The organism is Ekhidna sp. (assembly GCF_965227465.1).
Taxonomy (GTDB): domain Bacteria; phylum Bacteroidota; class Bacteroidia; order Cytophagales; family Cyclobacteriaceae; genus Ekhidna.
The window spans coordinates 1,403,475-1,420,047 of sequence record NZ_OZ245746.1; the positions used below are offsets into that span (position 1 = coordinate 1,403,475).

Sequence of the window (16,573 nt, forward strand, 5' to 3'; positions counted from 1 at the left end):
CTGATTGATTTTAAGAATCTGAAGACTCTTCCTTAGGTGCATCTCCACCTTCAGCTCCCTCAGCTGCTCCTTCTCCTTCTTCACCTTCCAGTTCTTCCTCTTCATCCTCAGTGTCTTTTCCTTTAAGTGCTCTTGGTACTTCGATACCTGCAAGCGTTACTAGCGGGCTGTTCAGAATCTCGTATTCTCCAACCTCTAGTTCGCCTACTTTGATAGACTTACCAAGTCCAAGTTTGGACACGTCTACCTCGATGTATTCAGGCATGTTCTTAGGAAGAGCTTTGATTTGTAAGTACTTCACTTTTCTAATCAACTTACCACCTTGCTGAATTCCAGGAGCAGTTCCTACCGGGTGAACAGGGATGTTCATTTTGATAGGTGTACCTCTGAATAGTTGTAAAAAGTCAGCGTGCATAATGATTTCACTAACCGGGTGGAACTGAACATCTTGAATAATAGCTTCAAATGGTTCAGGTTCTCCTTCAATTGTTAATAAAGCAAAGTGCGCTTCGTCAGTGTATACCAGGTCTCTAAACAAGATCATCGGAGCGTAGAAATGAATTTGATGGTCACCACCGTATACTACGCATGGTACCATTCCTTCTTCTCTTAAGCGCTTCGCTTCAGTCTTGCCGAGATTTGCTCTTTTATACCCTATAATCTCAACAGTTTTCATAATTGAATTTGATTTAAATATGTTATTTAATGAATAATGAACTAATTGATTCATGATCGTGGATCTTGCGAATGGCTTTCGCAAAAAGATCTGCCACGGTCAGTACTTTGATTTTGGAAGACTCCTGCTGCTGTGGAATTGTATCTGTGATGATCAACTCCTCTAAAGCAGACTCTTCAATGTTTTTATAAGCGTTTCCCGAGAGCACACCATGAGTTGCAAATGCTCTTACAGAATTAGCACCCTTTTCTTTTAACAGTGTACCTGCTTTGCTAATCGTGCCTGCAGTATCAACCATGTCGTCCACCAGCACAACGTCTTTTCCTTCAACATCACCAATCACCTGCATAGATGCTACTTCATTGGCTCTTTTTCTATGCTTGTCACAGATCACCATATCCACCTCAAAAAGTTTAGCATATGAACGAGCGCGAGCAGTTCCGCCAACATCAGGAGATGCTATGATCATATTTTCGAGATTCAGATTCTTAATATAAGGATAGAATATTGCAGAAGCATCCAGATGATCAACTGGGATGTCAAAGAATCCTTGAATTTGACCTGCATGCAAATCACATGTCATGATTCTATCAGCACCAGCAGAGGTAATCACATTCGCTGCAAGTTTGGCTGCTATTGAAACTCTGGGCTTGTCTTTTCTGTCCTGACGGGCATAGCCAAAATAAGGAACTACCACAGTTACATACTTTGCACTTGCTCTTCGAGCTGCATCAATCAATAAAAGTAATTCCCAGATGTTGTCGGCTGGAGGTACGGTCGGCTGGATAATGAATACGTCTGAACCTCTAACAGATTCTGTAAAGAAAACGCCCATTTCACCATCACTAAAGGTTTGCTTTTCGCACTTACCCAGAGGCTTGCCATAATTATCAGCAATGGCATTTGCTAATTTCGGATGAGCAGAACCGGAGAATATCTTTACTGATGACATCTTTAGCTAAAATAAATCCCGCCTTAGTTAGCGGGATTTGGTTTGTTGTTCCCATTGGAACTAGTTGGCCTACTAGGGCTCGAACCTAGACTCTTCTGGACCAAAACCAGACGTGTTGCCAGTTACACCATAGGCCAATATGTTTGGTTGTTTTTAAAGTGCCAACCATGCACCTGTTTTTTATCCACCCCACTCAGCGCGTTTAAACGTGTTGCCTCCCGATAGCTATCGGGAACACCATAGGCCAATACCGGAATGCTTTTTAAAGTGTTGATCCCTCACTTCCGTTTTAACGGACGGCAAAAGTAGAGGATTAATTATAAAATCAAAAGACTCACCATTCGATTTTAAGTAATTATGGACAATTATTTAAAGCTATTTAGAGGACAGTCTCATAGACGGACTTTCAAAGATAACAAAGGGCTTATCTATCAAGATTGGCATTCGGAATCAATACGCATTTAATGACCATGCATTCCTATTTTCTGATGCATTGGATTTTGCCTCAACTTGCAACAGCCTGATTGTTTTCAGATCTATAATATTATTTACTACGTATTAGTTGAATATGAAGGAATTGCTCAAAATGGGAAGATCATATGTACTTGTAATAATTAGTTTGCTGTCAGCTCATATAAACTTTGCTCAATCTTCAAGTAGTTCAAGTTTTGATCAATTTATCTCAAGAAAAGCCATTAAAGTAGATTCTTTAGAAGTAGCTGGTAGAATAAACCAATTTCTTAACTATGAAATTGATAAGAGTAGACTTACTTGGTTTGAAGGTAATATTACAACCAGCGAGAACATTCAGTATTCAGATTTAAAAATGAATTTTAATGTATTTAGTAATAGCCTTTATCTTCTTTTTGAAAATAATGTCTATCGTGTTTCTAATTTTTCCATTAAAGGGTTTGACATATTTCAAAAGGAGTTGATGTTAAAATTTCGCAAGGGCTATGCTGTTCCTTTTCGCACCATAGTATTGGCTATAATAAACGATACCCCTCAAAATGTACTTGAATATCTTACTGAATTTGAGGAGTGGAAAAAGCTCAACATTAAACAAGTTACCATAGTAGATAGCAATCCATCTCAAGTCACTATTGAATTAAATACCGGATTTAGGGGCCAGTTAAATTCACTGAAAAAATACCTTGAGGCAAATGATAACGCTTCAAAGGTAAAGTTGGAATACACTCCTGCAGAGTTAGGACACGAACAGTTCATGCAAGTGCTCTTTCAGCACGATCTGTTTACAGTTTTAAAGTATCATCTCAAAAAGAGCACAGTAACTGAATCGGTTTCATTGGTAAAGCACGAATCTTCCTTCATGTTCGATGATGAAGATTATTATATTGCCGATAGTACCAAAACGCTCCATGAATTTCTCTTTACCAAGAGATCTATTACTAAAGCGCTTGCCTCGATTGACATAGATTGTGGTAATAAGGTGAGTGGAATAGGGAATGAGGAAAAGGCAATAAATTGGTTTAGAAATAATACTTTTTCTAAACAGTAAGAATCAGTACATAAACATTCGCTTTAGCTGAGAAGGGTATTTAGTTAACTATTGATTTTACCCATTCAAACGCATTGGCAAAAGGCTCCATCCAGGGTGAGACTTCCGCATCCGCTAATCCAGCTTTGTAAGGCCAGTTCCATGCAAATAAAGATCTTTCTAAGTGAGGCATAATTGCCAGGTGTCTTCCATCATTAGAGCATAATGCTGCTGTGTTGAATGAGCTGCCATTTGAGTTACCCGGAAATTCAGAAGAAGAGTATTTAACAGGAATTTTAAATGACTCCTCATTTTCAAGAATGAATCGACCTTCTCCATGTGCTAGCCAAATACCAAGCTTTGAACCTATCATTGATTGGAGCATGATGGAGTTAGTATCTTTAACGTCCACACTCACAAACCCGCACTCAAATTTTTCCGAACTGTTATGATGCATCTTTGGATGGTTGTCGCCCATTTCAGGGTAGATCAGTCCTAATTCCATCATTAACTGACACCCATTACAAACACCCAGACTCAGTGTATCTTCCCGAGCATAAAATGCATCCAGAGCAGCTTTTGCTTTTTCATTGAACAAGAAAGATCCTGCCCAGCCTTTTGCAGACCCCAGAACGTCTGAGTTAGAGAACCCTCCAACAAACACAATCACGTTTACTTCACTCAGATCTTCTCGCCCCGTGATCAGGTCGGTCATGTGTACATCTTTCACATCAAATCCAGCCAACCAAAGTGCATAGGCCATCTCTCTATCACTATTTACGCCCTGTTCACGTATAATAGCGGCTTTTATTCCCGATTTCTCTTTTCGATTGAAATCTAAATTATAAGAAGATGCTTTACCGTCGAATCGATTTGGGAATGAATAGGAGAGTGGTTGTGCAAATCTATTTTTGGTACGTTGTTTTGAAACTTCAGGTGTGGTTTGCTTAAGGTCTAAAAGGGTGGATGTTTTAAACCAGTCTTTTCTGGATTTTTCAATGTCAAAGGTGTGAGTAAATGAGCCGTTTGTCACTTCAACTTTTCGTACAGTAATCACTTCACCTATGTGACAAAAGTCCACATCTGACTTTGTTAAAAGATCAATAGCACTTTGATCCTTAATTTGAAGAAGTAACCCCGGTTTTTCAGAGAACAATACCTTAACAGTGTCCATCTCCTCTAACGAGGAAAGATCTACTTTCAAACCTCCTTTGGTATTTGAGAAGTTCATCTCAAGCAATGCTGTGATCAATCCACCTGCGGACACATCGTGACCGGCAATCACAAGCCCTTGATTGATCAATTCCTGAACGGTATTGAATGCCAGAGCCACAATTTCTGACTTAGCCTCTGGAGTTTTTACTCCTAGTTTTGATTGGGTTTGCGCAAATGATGAGCCACCCAGTTCAAATGATCCTCCAGAGAAATCAACGTATAGAATTTTGGAATCTTTTTGATTGTAATCAATGACAGGGCTGACCGTTTTGTTAATATCTGACACTTCTCCAACAGAACTGATTATGACTGTTCCGGGGGCATAGACTTTCTCCCCATCCGGATATTTTTGTGTCATTGACATTGAATCCTTACCAGTAGGCACATTGATGCCAAGCTCGCAAGCAAAATCGCTAATTGCTTTTACACCTTCATACAATCGTGCATTTTCTCCATCATTTTTAGCCGGCCACATCCAGTTAGCACTTAGAGAAACACCTTTCAAACCATAAGTTAGTGGTGCCCATACTAGATTTGCCAAAGCCTCTGTGATGGAAAGTCTGGATCCGGACCCTGCATTAATAAGTCCAGGAACAGGGGAATGACCAATAGATGTTGCAATGCCTTTGTTTGACTTAAAGTCAAGGGCCATTACTGCTACGTTATTCAAAGGAAGCTGGAGTTCACCACATGTTTGCTGGGTAGCAACCCTTCCGGTCACACATCTGTCTACCTTGTTGGTAAGCCAGTCTTTACAAGCTACGGCTTCCAATTGCAGTACGGCTTCCAGATACTCATCGATTTTATTTTCAGAATAACTAACCTCTTCGAAATTAGATTTTTGTGTCTGGTCCTCAAGGATCGTTCTTGGAGAGGAGCCGAATAAGTGATGTAGCTTCAAATCAAAAGGAGAAGCTTCTCCATTGTTCACAAACTTCAACTCATTGTTATCACCTGCTTCACCTACCTCATAGTAGGGAGCTCTTTCTCTTTCAGAAACCCTTTTTAAATAGGCTGCATTCTCACCCTTCATCACCAAACCCATGCGTTCCTGCGATTCATTGCCAAGTACTTCTTTGGCTGAGAGCGTTTCGTCACCAACAGGCAATTTCTTAAGATCAATAACTCCACCTGTCTCTTCTACAAGTTCTGAAAGACAGTTTAAATGACCGCCAGCACCATGGTCATGAATGGATGTAATGGTATTGTCATCTAATTCCACCATAGAACGAACCGCATTAGCGACGCGTTTTTGCATTTCTGGATTGGAACGTTGCACTGCGTTTAATTCGAGTGCTTGGTTAAAAGCACCGGTATCGACAGACGACACAGCTCCACCACCCATGCCAATTCGATAATTGTCACCGCCCATCACAATGATCTTTTCACCAGCGTTTACCGGCTTTTTCTGTGCCTCTTTCTTCTTTCCGTACCCAACTCCTCCAGCCTGCATGATTACTTTGTCATAGCCAAACTTTTTTCCTTCTTCTTCATGCTCGAATGTTAGTACACTGCCACAAATAAGCGGTTGGCCAAACTTATTTCCATAGTCGCTTGCACCATTTGAGGCTTTAGTTAAAATTTCCTGAGGTGTCTGATAGAGCCACTTTCTTTCTGGCTTTTCCCAGGCTCTCGCATCCTCAAGTCTTGAATAGGAGGTCATGTAAACGGCCGTTCCAGCTAAAGGAATACTTCCTTGTCCCCCAGCCATTCGATCTCTGATCTCACCTCCTGAACCGGTTGCCGCCCCATTGAATGGCTCTACGGTGGTAGGAAAATTATGTGTTTCTGCTTTTAGTGATATGACAGATTCAAACTCTCTCGTGTCAAACCAATCCGGTTTATCTTGACTAGTTGGTGCGAATTGTTCCACTTTCGGCCCCTGAATAAAAGCGACGTTATCCTTGTAAGCTGAGACCAGGTAATTAGGATTTTCTTTGGAAGTTTTCTTTATCCATTGAAATAGTGACAGTTCTTGTTCATTACCATCAATAATGAACGTGCCATTGAATATTTTATGTCTGCAGTGTTCGGAGTTTATTTGGGAGAATCCAAATACCTCAGAGTCTGTCAGCGGTCTTTCAATTTCTTTTGCTACTCCTTCCAGGTAATCAATCTCCTCTGAGCTAAGTGCCAGACCTTCCTGTTCATTATATGCGGCTATATCTTCAATATGTCTGATCGGTTCAGGAGAGCGGTCAAGTGTGAAGATGTTCTGATTCAATCCTTCATAAACTTGTTGAAGCATTGGGTCAAAAGCACCGGCTGAGGATTCTGATACGTAAGTTTCTATTCTGTGAATCGAGTGAATACCTGCATTGTGCGCAATGTCTGTAGCATTAGTGCTCCACGGAGAGATCATCTCTTTTCGAGGACCAATGAATTTGCCGATAATTTGATCAGTGTTTACCGCTTTAGCTTTGGAGAAAAGCCACTCTAGCTTTACAATTTCCTCAGGAGAAAGCTTAGCTGAAATGCCGACGGCAATAATAGCGTCTTCAGAATTTTGGAAGAATTGAATCATGAAAGGAACCTCGTTTTGAAGTCCGCAAAATTAACCTTTTATCAGCTTTGACCTTACTCGGATTTCAACAATTTCCAGATAGATTTTCGAAGAGCACCTACTGTCATAGAAGAATAGCCAATAACCACTTTTTCAATAATGCCCTCGCGATTTACTACGAAGTGGGTAGGGTATGATCTAACATTCATTTCAAGACAGAAATCTTTTACATCTGGGACTATTTGGTATTCAAATTCACGCTTCTGAAGAAATTTTTTAACCGTAAAATGGTCATCAAAAGTGGGAGCTAGAAATACAATACCCTCCGCTGCAAAGGATTGGACCATTTCATTCATTTCAGGCATTTCTTTAATACATGGGGTGCACCTGGAAAACCAGAAGTTGACCAAAAGTATTTTTCCTTTCAGATCTTCTTTGGTGTAAGTAGTACCTTCCAGAGTGGCGAGATTAAATTCCGGAAAGGGTTGCCCTTTCATTCGCTTTACTTCCTTTTTTGCTTCTTCAACTTGTTGAATTTGTTCTTTAGTTGGCTGAGCATAGGTTAGGAATGTCAGGATACAGCAAAGAATGATCAGAGTCTTTTTCATTTTGGAGATGGATTTAGAATCAATTTAGCTACTTCTGGCTTAATGAGCTGATGATGTTTTAGAGGTAATACTACTACTTTGAATGCACCCATAGTTTGGATGATAGGTAGAATTTTTTCTGGTTTGATAATATGATCTCTGCTTCCAAGAATGATTCTTCTTTCAAATGTCTGCTCTTGAAATAGTTTGGATAATTGTTTTTTAGAATAGCCCAGAGACTTAAAATTGTTCCAAGAAATGTACACACGCTTTCGATTGGCATGACCTCCCAGTTCTTTACGCACAAAGTCACCGAGATACGGACTCACAATGCGATACTTATCATTAAAAACCATCAGTTTTTCCAGCAAATTTGGTTGTAGCATCACGTATTTAAATATCCATTTGATGCTTGGGTTTGTTGCTAGCTTAAACCAAATGGTAAGAAAAACACCATCTGGTGCGATTAGCGTTATTTCTTTCGTTCGTTCAGGAAGCGCAAGTGCTGAGGCTATTGCAAACCTGCCTCCAAGACTGAAACCAAGGATTGAAAACGAATTGACCTTCTCTTGTTCTAAAAATGACTCTAAATAACTCTTCCATTCATCCTTCGAAAGTTTTTCATTTTTTCTTTGACTGATACCGTGATAAAAAAGGTCAAATGAATATATGGTGTACTTATGACCAACATTTTTTACCCAATCTTTAAAAACCTCATTATTCTGACCAAAACCATGAAATGCCAATAATATGTTATCTCCACCGCCATATTTAAAATAATTTAGCTGTCCACTATCCTTTTGTATACACGTCATTCGATTGAAAAATCGGTCAAATAATCGACTTGGTAAAAAAAATCTCGTAAAAAACGAACAATTAAATATTCTGTGCGTTGATTTGCACGATGGAAACTTTTAGCAAGCTTAAAGTTTCCTTGGTTTTTAACATTGTAGTAAAGCGTAACAGAAGATTTGGAAGCAAAAGAAAAGATATTGAATAGTGCAGAGGAACTGTTTATCCAGTATGGGATCAGGAGTGTGACGATGGATGATGTAGCTCGAGAAGCTTCAATGTCTAAAAAAACGCTGTACCAATATTTCGATAATAAAGACGGGTTGGTTTCTGAGGTTGCTTTGAGCCATTTTGAGAAAGAAACAAAGGAGTTTGAAGAAATCTACGGACAATCAAATGATTCCATTCATGAAATATTGTTGGTGTCACAATGTTTAAGAAAGCATGTATTCAGAATGAATCCATCGCTACTATATGATATGCAGAAGTACCATGGAAAAGCTTGGGATAAATACCAAGAATTCAAGCATTCTACTATCCGAGGACATATTGAACGAAACATTGAACGAGGTAAAGAGGAGGGCTACTTTAGAGAAGACTTGGATGCTAAAGTGCTATCGATTCTACGTGTTGAAGGTGTTCAGTTGGTTTTCAATACGAAGATCTTTCCTCGTGAAGAATTTGATTTCCCAACCGTTCAGCTTCAAATCCTTGATCACTTTATTCATGGATTACTGACCGATAAAGGCCGCAAGAAATACGAAGAATATATAAATCTAGAATCTACCAATCACATACTCTAATAATTTTATGAGAGGCATATTAACACTATTAATAATTGTTGGCACTTCGGTGGGAGTGCAGGCGCAGGATAAATTGGACCTTACCCTGCAAGATTGCATCAACTTTGCGTTGGGTAATAATGAGCAACTAAAGATCAAGCAGCTTGACAAAGAGATTGCTGATGCTGAGGTTAGGAAGACCATTTCCATGGGTTTACCACAAGCAAATGTTAATGCTGGTTTGAATTACAATTTTGAACCGCAAAGAAGTCTGATTGATATTAGCACGTTCGATCCATCGGTTCCAGCAGGTACTGAGCAAGAAGTTTCTTTTGTTCAAAACTATGATGGAAACATTGGTTTGTCAGTGGATCAATTGCTGTTTGATGGTTCTTATTTTGTCGGCCTCCAGGCGGCAAGAACGTATAAAGAACTCTCTACCAAGGAACATATTAAATCTCAAATCGACATTGCTGAATCCGTAAGCAAAGCATATTACAATGCGCTAATTGCGGAGGAACAACTCTCACTATTAGAGAGAAACATCTCCCGGTTGGATACCTTATTGAGAGAAACTGATCAAATGTATCAGGCTGGCTTTGCGGAAAAGCTGGATGTAGACCGAATACGGGTGAACTACAATAATCTTAAGGTAGAATATAGCAGGTCTAAAGAACTCAAAGACATCAGTCGTAAACTGTTAAAGTTTCAGATGGGTATGGATTTAAATCAGCCAATTAATTTATCTGAAACGCTTGAAGAAGTAAACGTTGAAGTTCCATTAGTGCCAACGGAGGCATTTAATTACAATCAACGAATTGAATTCTCTCAGCTTGAAACCAATCGCAGCTTGGCATACTTGGATATGAAGAATAATAAAGTCCAGTATTTACCAAAGCTTTATGCGAGACTAGGCTATGGTTGGAACACAGCCGCTTCCAGCAGTAGTGATCTATTTGTATCAAGAAGGTGGTTGGATAATGGTGTTGTTGGTGTGACAGCTTCCATTCCAATATTCGATGGTTTCCTAAAGAGCAATAAGATTCAACAAAACAGGCTACAGGTCAAGCAGATAGAAAACCAAATGTCATTTGTCAAGAAAAGTATTGACCTGGAAATTGAACAATCTCAGATTAGCTTAAGCAGTCAATTAGAAACATTAGAAGTACAAAAGCAAAACATGGAGCTTGCTCAGGAAGTCTACGATATTTCAAAAATTAAATATCAGGAGGGAGTGGGATCAAATATTGAAGTAATCAATGCTGATGCTTCGCTTAAAGAAGCTCAGACAAACTATTTGAATTCGCTATATCAAGCGATAACCTCACAAATCGAACTAAAAAAAGCACTAGGAACCCTTTACAATAAATAAGATCATGCGTAAGATCAATCAATTACTAACCTTAATCATCACGCTATCAATAGTTGTAGGGTGTGGTGGAAATGAATCTTCTGTTGAAACCATTTTGACCGAAGGAAACATGGAAAATATTCGGGCAAAGAAAAAGGAGCTTGCTGCTCAGTATAATGATCTGGAAGATCAAATAGCTCTTCTGGATTCTGCAATAGCAGCCAATACGGAAAACTCAAACCTTCCTCTTGTTACTACATTCCAAACGAAGAAAGAAAAGTTTCTTCATTATGTAGAGCTGCAGGGAGATGTTACCACTAAACAAAACGTTCTCATTTACCCGGAGGCACCAGGAACACTTTTAAAAGTTTATGTGGATGAAGGACAGAAGGTGAAAAAGGGGCAATTATTAGGTATAATAGACAATGGTGGCTTGGAAAGCCAACTGATTCAAATGAAGACTCAGCTGGAGTTGGCAAAGACAACATTTGAACGTCAAGAACGACTTTGGAATCAAAAAATTGGTAGTGAAATTCAATACTTGCAATCAAAAACCAATTATGAAGCGCAAAAGAATGCAGTAGATCAGATGCAAAGTCAGCTTGACAAGTTTTATATAAAAGCACCCTTTTCCGGGATTATCGATGATGTCATTAAGGATGAGGGGACAGTGGTGAGCCCGGGACCAGGTTCAGAGATTTTTCGAATCATTAATCTATCGAATATGTATCTGGAGGTATTGGTGCCTGAATCTTATATCACAAGTGTGACGACTGGAAAAGAAGTAAAAGTATTTTTCCCGGTACTAAATACATCTGTTGAAACAAAGGTTCGAGAGACTGGCAACCACATTAATCCAAACAACCGTTCATTTAATGCGAAAATTTCGGTTCCAAATAAAGATGGAATGATAAAGCCGAATCTTACGGCGAAGGTTAAGATCAACGACTACACGAATGAAGACGCGATTCTTATCCCTCAGGGTGTCATATCAGAAAATGCGGATGGAGACCAGTATGTGTATGTCGTACGAGACGTGAAAGAGGATAGAACAGCCACCGCAATGCGTGCTATTATTACCACAGGTAAAACACAAAATGGAAAAGTGGAAATTTTATCTGGTGTTAGCGCGAAAGAAAATATTATCCTTGAAGGAGCTAGAAGTGTGAAGGATGGTCAGCAAGTTAAGATCTTAAAAGACTAAAAAATGGCGGATAGCAATAAGAAAAAAGTAGATAAAGAATTTAGATTATCGTCATGGGCTATTGATAACCCATCTGTGATCTATGTTATGATTGCGATCTTCCTGATTCTTGGATTTAACTCATATATGGCAATGCCCCGGGAAGATTTTCCTGAAATTAAGGAAACTAAGATCTACATCAGTACAGCATTTCCGGGAAATACAGCAGAGGATATTGAAAGGTTAGTTACAGACCCGCTAGAAGATGAGCTAAAAAATGTAAGCAACGTGGTTGAGGTGATATCAACCTCTCAGGAAGACTATTCAATTATTACGGTAGAATTTGATGAGGATATTACAGTTGAAGCGGCTAAGCAGAAGGTAAAAGATAAGGTAGATGGAAAAAAAGCAGGAGAAGACTGGCCTTTGTTCAATGGAGCTAAAGTTGAGCCAAATGTTTTCGACCTGAATTTATCTGAGGAATTCCCGATAATGAACATCAATATCACAGGGGATTATCCAGTAGAAAAATTGAAGGAATTTGGCGAATACCTGGAAGATGAAATAGAGGACCTTCCTGAAATTAAGGGAGTAGATATTCGAGGGGCACAGGAAAAAGAAGTGGAAGTTGCGGTAGATGTCTACAAAATGATGGCTGCTAAGGTAAGCTTCAGTGATGTAATCCAGGCCATTAATAATGGTAACATGACTATGTCTGCCGGAAACATTAAAAATAGTGGGCAGAGAAGAACGATTCGAATCCTGGGAGAGGTGGAGGAGCCATCTCAGCTTGAGAATTTCGTCGTGAAGTCTGAGAATAATGCGCCAGTTTATCTCAAAGATGTAGCTAAAGTGTCATTCGAAGAGGAGGATAAAACCACTTTTGCCAGATCCTTTGGACAGAGTGTAGTGATGCTGGACGTTAAAAAGCGTGCAGGAAAAAATATGATCAATGCGGTGAACCAAACTAAAGAGATCATTAAGTATGCACAGGAAAACGTGTTCCCACGTGACATTGAAATTACTATTTCAAACGATTCATCAGAACGAACCTTGAACCAGGTAAGTGATCTGGTTAATAACATCATTTTTGGTATCCTGCTCGTAGTTACTGTACTTATGTTTTTTCTTGGATTCAGGAATGCATTATTCGTAGGGTTTGCGATACCTATGTCTATGTTTATGTCATTTGCGATTTTAAATACACTGGGCTACACACTTAACACCATGATCTTATTTGGCATGATCATGGGCCTAGGGATGCTCGTGGATAATGGAATTGTGGTGGTTGAGAATGTGTATCGATTGATGGAGACGGAGGGCCTGACCAGAATTCAGGCAGCTAAGAAAGGCATTGGTGAAATTGCTTATCCTATCATCATTTCTACAGTTACCACTGTGGCGGCCTTTGTTCCATTAGGGCTATGGCCGGGTATATTTGGTCAGTTCATGATTTACTTCCCAATAACACTTTCGGTAGTATTAGGATCATCGCTGTTTGTTGCGATTTTCATGAACTCTATGTTGGTATCACGATTTATGGAGGTAGGGGACAAGGAACTTACCAGAAAACAGTTGATCCGAACATCACTAATACTTGCCGGTTTTGGTCTTTTCATATTCTTCGTAGGAGGGCCAGTTCGAGCATTAGGTTCTGTCCTTATTCTAACAGCCGTTATGTTTTGGCTCTATAAGTACATCATCAAAAAAGCTGCAAACAACTTTCAAAGAAAGGTCTTGGTACGTTTTGAGGATTGGTATGAGAGAAGATTGAAGCATGCAGTTAGAGGAAATAATGTCTATTGGTATTCAGGAATTACCACTCTTATGCTATTTGCTGCATTTGTGTTTTTTGGAATATCACTAGGTGCAGGCCGAACTAAGGTCGAGTTTTTCCCTGATAATATTCCAAATCAGATTATCGTATATATCGAGTACCCACAGGGTACAGCGATTGAAAAAACCAATCAAATTACAAAGGAGATAGAGCAACGGGTGTATGGCATTATCAATTCCTCAGAGTACATGGATGATGGCTATAATTTCTTAGTGGAATCATCTGTATCTCAAGTGGGAGAGGGAGCAGGAAACCCTCAAACAGATGGTGGATCCAATGCTGAAATGCCACACAGAGCCAAGATTACTTCCTCAATGAGGGAATTTAAGTATAGAAGAGGGAAAGACACGGAAGTGCTTCGGTTGAAGGTACAAGAAGCGCTTGAAGGGATATATCCGGGGGTTGCAATTTCGGTAGAGAAAGATGCTGCAGGGCCACCAGCAGGCTATCCAATCAATATTGAAATCGAGGGGCCGGATTATGATCAGTTGATTGCTATTGCTGAACAAATGCGAAACTTCATTAATGATAAAAATATCGAGGGAATCGAAGAGCTAAAGATTGATGTAAATAAAGGCAAGCCGGCAATGGAAGTCATTGTAGACAGAGAAAAAGCCGGTGAGCTTGGAGTGGCAGTGGGTCAGGTGGGCAATCAATTGAGAAGGTCCCTTTTTGGGGAGAAGGCCGGAGTATTCAAAGAAGATGGTGAGGATTATGACATCAATGTTCGTTTCAATGAAGACCTTCGATACAACAAAAGCGCACTTTTCAACCAGAATATAATCTTTAGGGATCAGTCGACAGGTAAGATCAAAGAGATTCCAATCTCAGCAGTGGCAACACAGAGAAACACTTCTTCATTTAGTGCGATTAAGCACAGAGATAATGAGCGAGTAGTTACGGTCTATTCAGGACTGAAGCCAGGATTTACTGACGCTGCTGCAATCGTATCGCAGATTCAGGAAGAGATGCAGGAATTCGAAGGATTGCCGAATGATGTCAAGATAGATTATACTGGACAGATTGAGGAACAAAACAAGCAAATGGCGTTTTTGGTAGGTGCTTTTTTCTCTGGCTTAGGTCTCATTGCATTGATATTGGTATTCCAATTTGGCGGGGTTTCAAAACCACTTATCATTATGATGGCGATCTTCTTAAGTTTTATTGGTGTATTTGGTGGACTTATAATTACCGGATGGTCGTTTGTAATTATGATGACGATGATGGGTATTATATCCTTAGCAGGAATTGTGGTTAATAATGGAGTGGTACTGCTGGATTATACCCAGTTGTTGATAGATCGGGAAAAGGAGAATAGAGATATGGAAAAGACCGATTACTTAACCAAAGAGGAAGCTACTGAGCTGGTTATTAAGGGTGGAAAAGCAAGGTTACGACCTGTTATACTCACTGCGGTTACCACTGTACTTGGTTTAATTCCACTCGCGATAGGTTTAAACATTGACTTCTATACCTTGTTTACAGAGTTTGATCCAAATATCTACTTCGGTGGTGATAATGTGATCTTCTGGGGACCGCTTGCATGGACAGTCATATTTGGTTTGATCGTTGCAACATTCCTGACACTCATTATTGTGCCTGTGTTGTTTACAATTAGCTACCGAATAAAGTATGCACTTTTTGGTAAGAAAAATGAAGGAGCCCAAGTGCAGGCAGCTGCTTAAGAATAAAATGAATTTTACATCAACCTTTCAGTTTGTTTATTCGTTACAGAAGAAAAACAATATTCTTCTCAAGAATATCATCGGTTAGGTTTAAGTTAATAGTACTCCCCTCGGTTCACCGAGGGGATTTTTTATTATGAGTCGAATATACTTTGTAGTCTTTCTGGTGTCCATCTACCTGGCGCTGGATATTTATGTTTTTGTCGCAGTTAAATCACTTTCAGAAGGTCTGACGCCTATTTGGAGAAGATTCGTTCTGACCAGTTACTGGGCAGTGAGTATAGTGTCTCTAACTGGGGTGTTGCTCTACCGACAAATAGATCCCAAACTATTTGCAGACTTGAGGCTATATATCACAACGTTCTTTTTTGTCCTTTTCATTGGGAAAGTATTCGCAACTGTTTTCCTTCTGTTAGAAGATATCAGACGAGGAGTTACCTGGATCGTGAACCTTTTTCCAATGGTAGAAGAAAAGCATTCGACTTCCCGCTCAGAGTTTATGCAAAAATCAGCCATTATTGCTGGAGCCATACCGGTTGCCACCATGACATTCGGAGTTATCTCTGGTGCTCATGATTATCGCGTCAGAAATCGAATCGTCTATTCCCCAAACCTCCCTAAATCATTTGATGGAATTAGAGTTGCACAAATCTCCGATATCCATACCGGTAGTTTTTTTAATAAAACTGCCGTAGCTGGAGGAGTTGATTTGTTAAATGCGCAAAAACCAGATGCAGTGTTTTTTACAGGTGATTTAGTAAATAATAGAAGTGAAGAAGCGAAAGAGTATCTCGATATTTTCAAAAAGATAAATGCTCCGCTAGGCGTTTATTCAGTCATGGGAAATCATGATTACGGCGATTACACCAATTGGTCTTCAGAGGAAGCAAAACAAAAGGATATTCAGAATCTACATAAGATGCATGCTTACATGGGGTATGATTTGCTATTGAATGAGAATAGAACGCTTAAAGTTGATGGTGAGGAAATTGCAATCCTGGGTTGTGAAAACTGGGGGTCCGGGCGGTTTTCTAAATATGGTGACATGAAGAAAACAATTTCTGGGGCAGAGGAGATCCCTTACAAGCTTTTACTTTCTCACGACCCCAGTCACTGGGATGCACAAATAAGACAGGAATATCCGGATATCGATTTAATGTTGGCTGGACACACACATGGATTCCAATTTGGAATTGAAATTGGTGATTTTAGATGGAGCCCTGTTCAGTATAGATATAAACAATGGGCAGATTTATATAGTGAAGGAAATCAGTCGCTCTATGTCAATAGAGGGTACGGATTCCTCGGATACCCGGGACGTATTGGAATTTTACCGGAGATTACCATTTTAGAATTAAAAAGATCTTAATAGGGGTCACAACGGATTAGTTGTTATACCTACATCTTCATGTCATAGAATGATAGGTGATTTTTACAGGTGATTAGGTGAAAAAGGGGCTCTTAGCCCCTTTTTCTTTTAAAATACTATTCAGTGAGGTAAGCAATTCTTTT

11 protein-coding genes and 1 tRNA gene are annotated in these 16,573 nt (G+C 39.6%); 6 read left to right on the plus strand and 6 right to left on the minus strand.

The window, feature by feature from the left end; all coding sequences use genetic code 11:
- Window positions 1–10: 10 nt before the first annotated feature.
- The 3 genes from ACO05G_RS06400 to ACO05G_RS06410 all read right to left on the minus strand — a co-directional run bounded on the left by ACO05G_RS06400 (window position 11) and on the right by ACO05G_RS06410 (window position 1,765).
- Window positions 11–676 carry a 50S ribosomal protein L25/general stress protein Ctc gene (locus ACO05G_RS06400; protein ID WP_348281399.1) on the minus strand — a complete coding sequence of 222 codons (666 nt, stop codon included), beginning with the start codon at window positions 674–676 and terminating at the stop codon, window positions 11–13.
- 22 nt (window positions 677–698) lie between these two features.
- Entirely contained in the window at window positions 699–1,628 is a 930-nt protein-coding gene (locus ACO05G_RS06405; RefSeq protein ID WP_421765216.1) for a ribose-phosphate pyrophosphokinase, read from the minus strand.
- Between the two features lie 64 nt (window positions 1,629–1,692).
- A tRNA-Gln gene (locus tag ACO05G_RS06410) sits at window positions 1,693–1,765 on the minus strand.
- A gap of 431 nt (window positions 1,766–2,196) precedes the next feature.
- Between ACO05G_RS06410 and ACO05G_RS06415 the strand changes: the two genes are divergently transcribed.
- The gene (locus ACO05G_RS06415) at window positions 2,197–3,147 is read left to right on the plus strand and encodes a hypothetical protein (RefSeq protein WP_421765217.1); all 951 of its coding nucleotides are present in this window, start codon (window positions 2,197–2,199) and stop codon (window positions 3,145–3,147) included.
- A 40-nt stretch (window positions 3,148–3,187) separates the two neighbouring features.
- On the opposite strand, the gene purL is transcribed toward ACO05G_RS06415, so the two are convergent.
- Genes purL through ACO05G_RS06430 form a run of 3 tightly spaced genes read right to left on the minus strand, consistent with a single transcriptional unit; the run spans window position 3,188 to window position 8,246 of the window.
- The gene (gene purL, locus ACO05G_RS06420) at window positions 3,188–6,865 is read right to left on the minus strand and encodes a phosphoribosylformylglycinamidine synthase (protein ID WP_421765218.1); all 3,678 of its coding nucleotides are present in this window, start codon (window positions 6,863–6,865) and stop codon (window positions 3,188–3,190) included.
- A 53-nt stretch (window positions 6,866–6,918) separates the two neighbouring features.
- Window positions 6,919–7,452, minus strand: coding sequence for a TlpA family protein disulfide reductase (locus ACO05G_RS06425; protein WP_421765219.1), 534 nt, complete (start codon window positions 7,450–7,452; stop codon window positions 6,919–6,921).
- Window positions 7,449–8,246, minus strand: a complete 798-nt coding sequence (locus ACO05G_RS06430) for an alpha/beta hydrolase (protein ID WP_421765220.1) — start codon at window positions 8,244–8,246, stop codon at window positions 7,449–7,451. Before ACO05G_RS06430 ends, ACO05G_RS06425 begins: the two co-directional genes overlap by 4 nt.
- 156 nt (window positions 8,247–8,402) lie before the next feature.
- On the opposite strand from ACO05G_RS06430, the gene ACO05G_RS06435 reads away from it, so the two are divergent.
- From ACO05G_RS06435 to ACO05G_RS06455, 5 genes are all read left to right on the plus strand, one after another.
- On the plus strand, window positions 8,403–9,026 hold the full coding sequence (locus ACO05G_RS06435) for a TetR/AcrR family transcriptional regulator (protein WP_421765221.1): 624 nt from the start codon (window positions 8,403–8,405) through the stop codon (window positions 9,024–9,026).
- A 7-nt stretch (window positions 9,027–9,033) separates the two neighbouring features.
- On the plus strand, window positions 9,034–10,377 hold the full coding sequence (locus tag ACO05G_RS06440; protein ID WP_421765222.1) for a TolC family protein: 1,344 nt from the start codon (window positions 9,034–9,036) through the stop codon (window positions 10,375–10,377).
- Window positions 10,378–10,381: 4 nt separating this feature from the next.
- Complete coding sequence (locus ACO05G_RS06445) at window positions 10,382–11,560, plus strand: efflux RND transporter periplasmic adaptor subunit (protein WP_421765223.1); 1,179 nt, start codon at window positions 10,382–10,384, stop codon at window positions 11,558–11,560.
- A gap of 3 nt (window positions 11,561–11,563) precedes the next feature.
- Window positions 11,564–15,061 carry an efflux RND transporter permease subunit gene (locus ACO05G_RS06450; protein ID WP_421765224.1) on the plus strand — a complete coding sequence of 1,166 codons (3,498 nt, stop codon included), beginning with the start codon at window positions 11,564–11,566 and terminating at the stop codon, window positions 15,059–15,061.
- Between the two features lie 136 nt (window positions 15,062–15,197).
- The gene (locus tag ACO05G_RS06455) at window positions 15,198–16,430 is read left to right on the plus strand and encodes a metallophosphoesterase (RefSeq protein ID WP_421765225.1); all 1,233 of its coding nucleotides are present in this window, start codon (window positions 15,198–15,200) and stop codon (window positions 16,428–16,430) included.
- Window positions 16,431–16,573 lie beyond the last annotated feature (143 nt).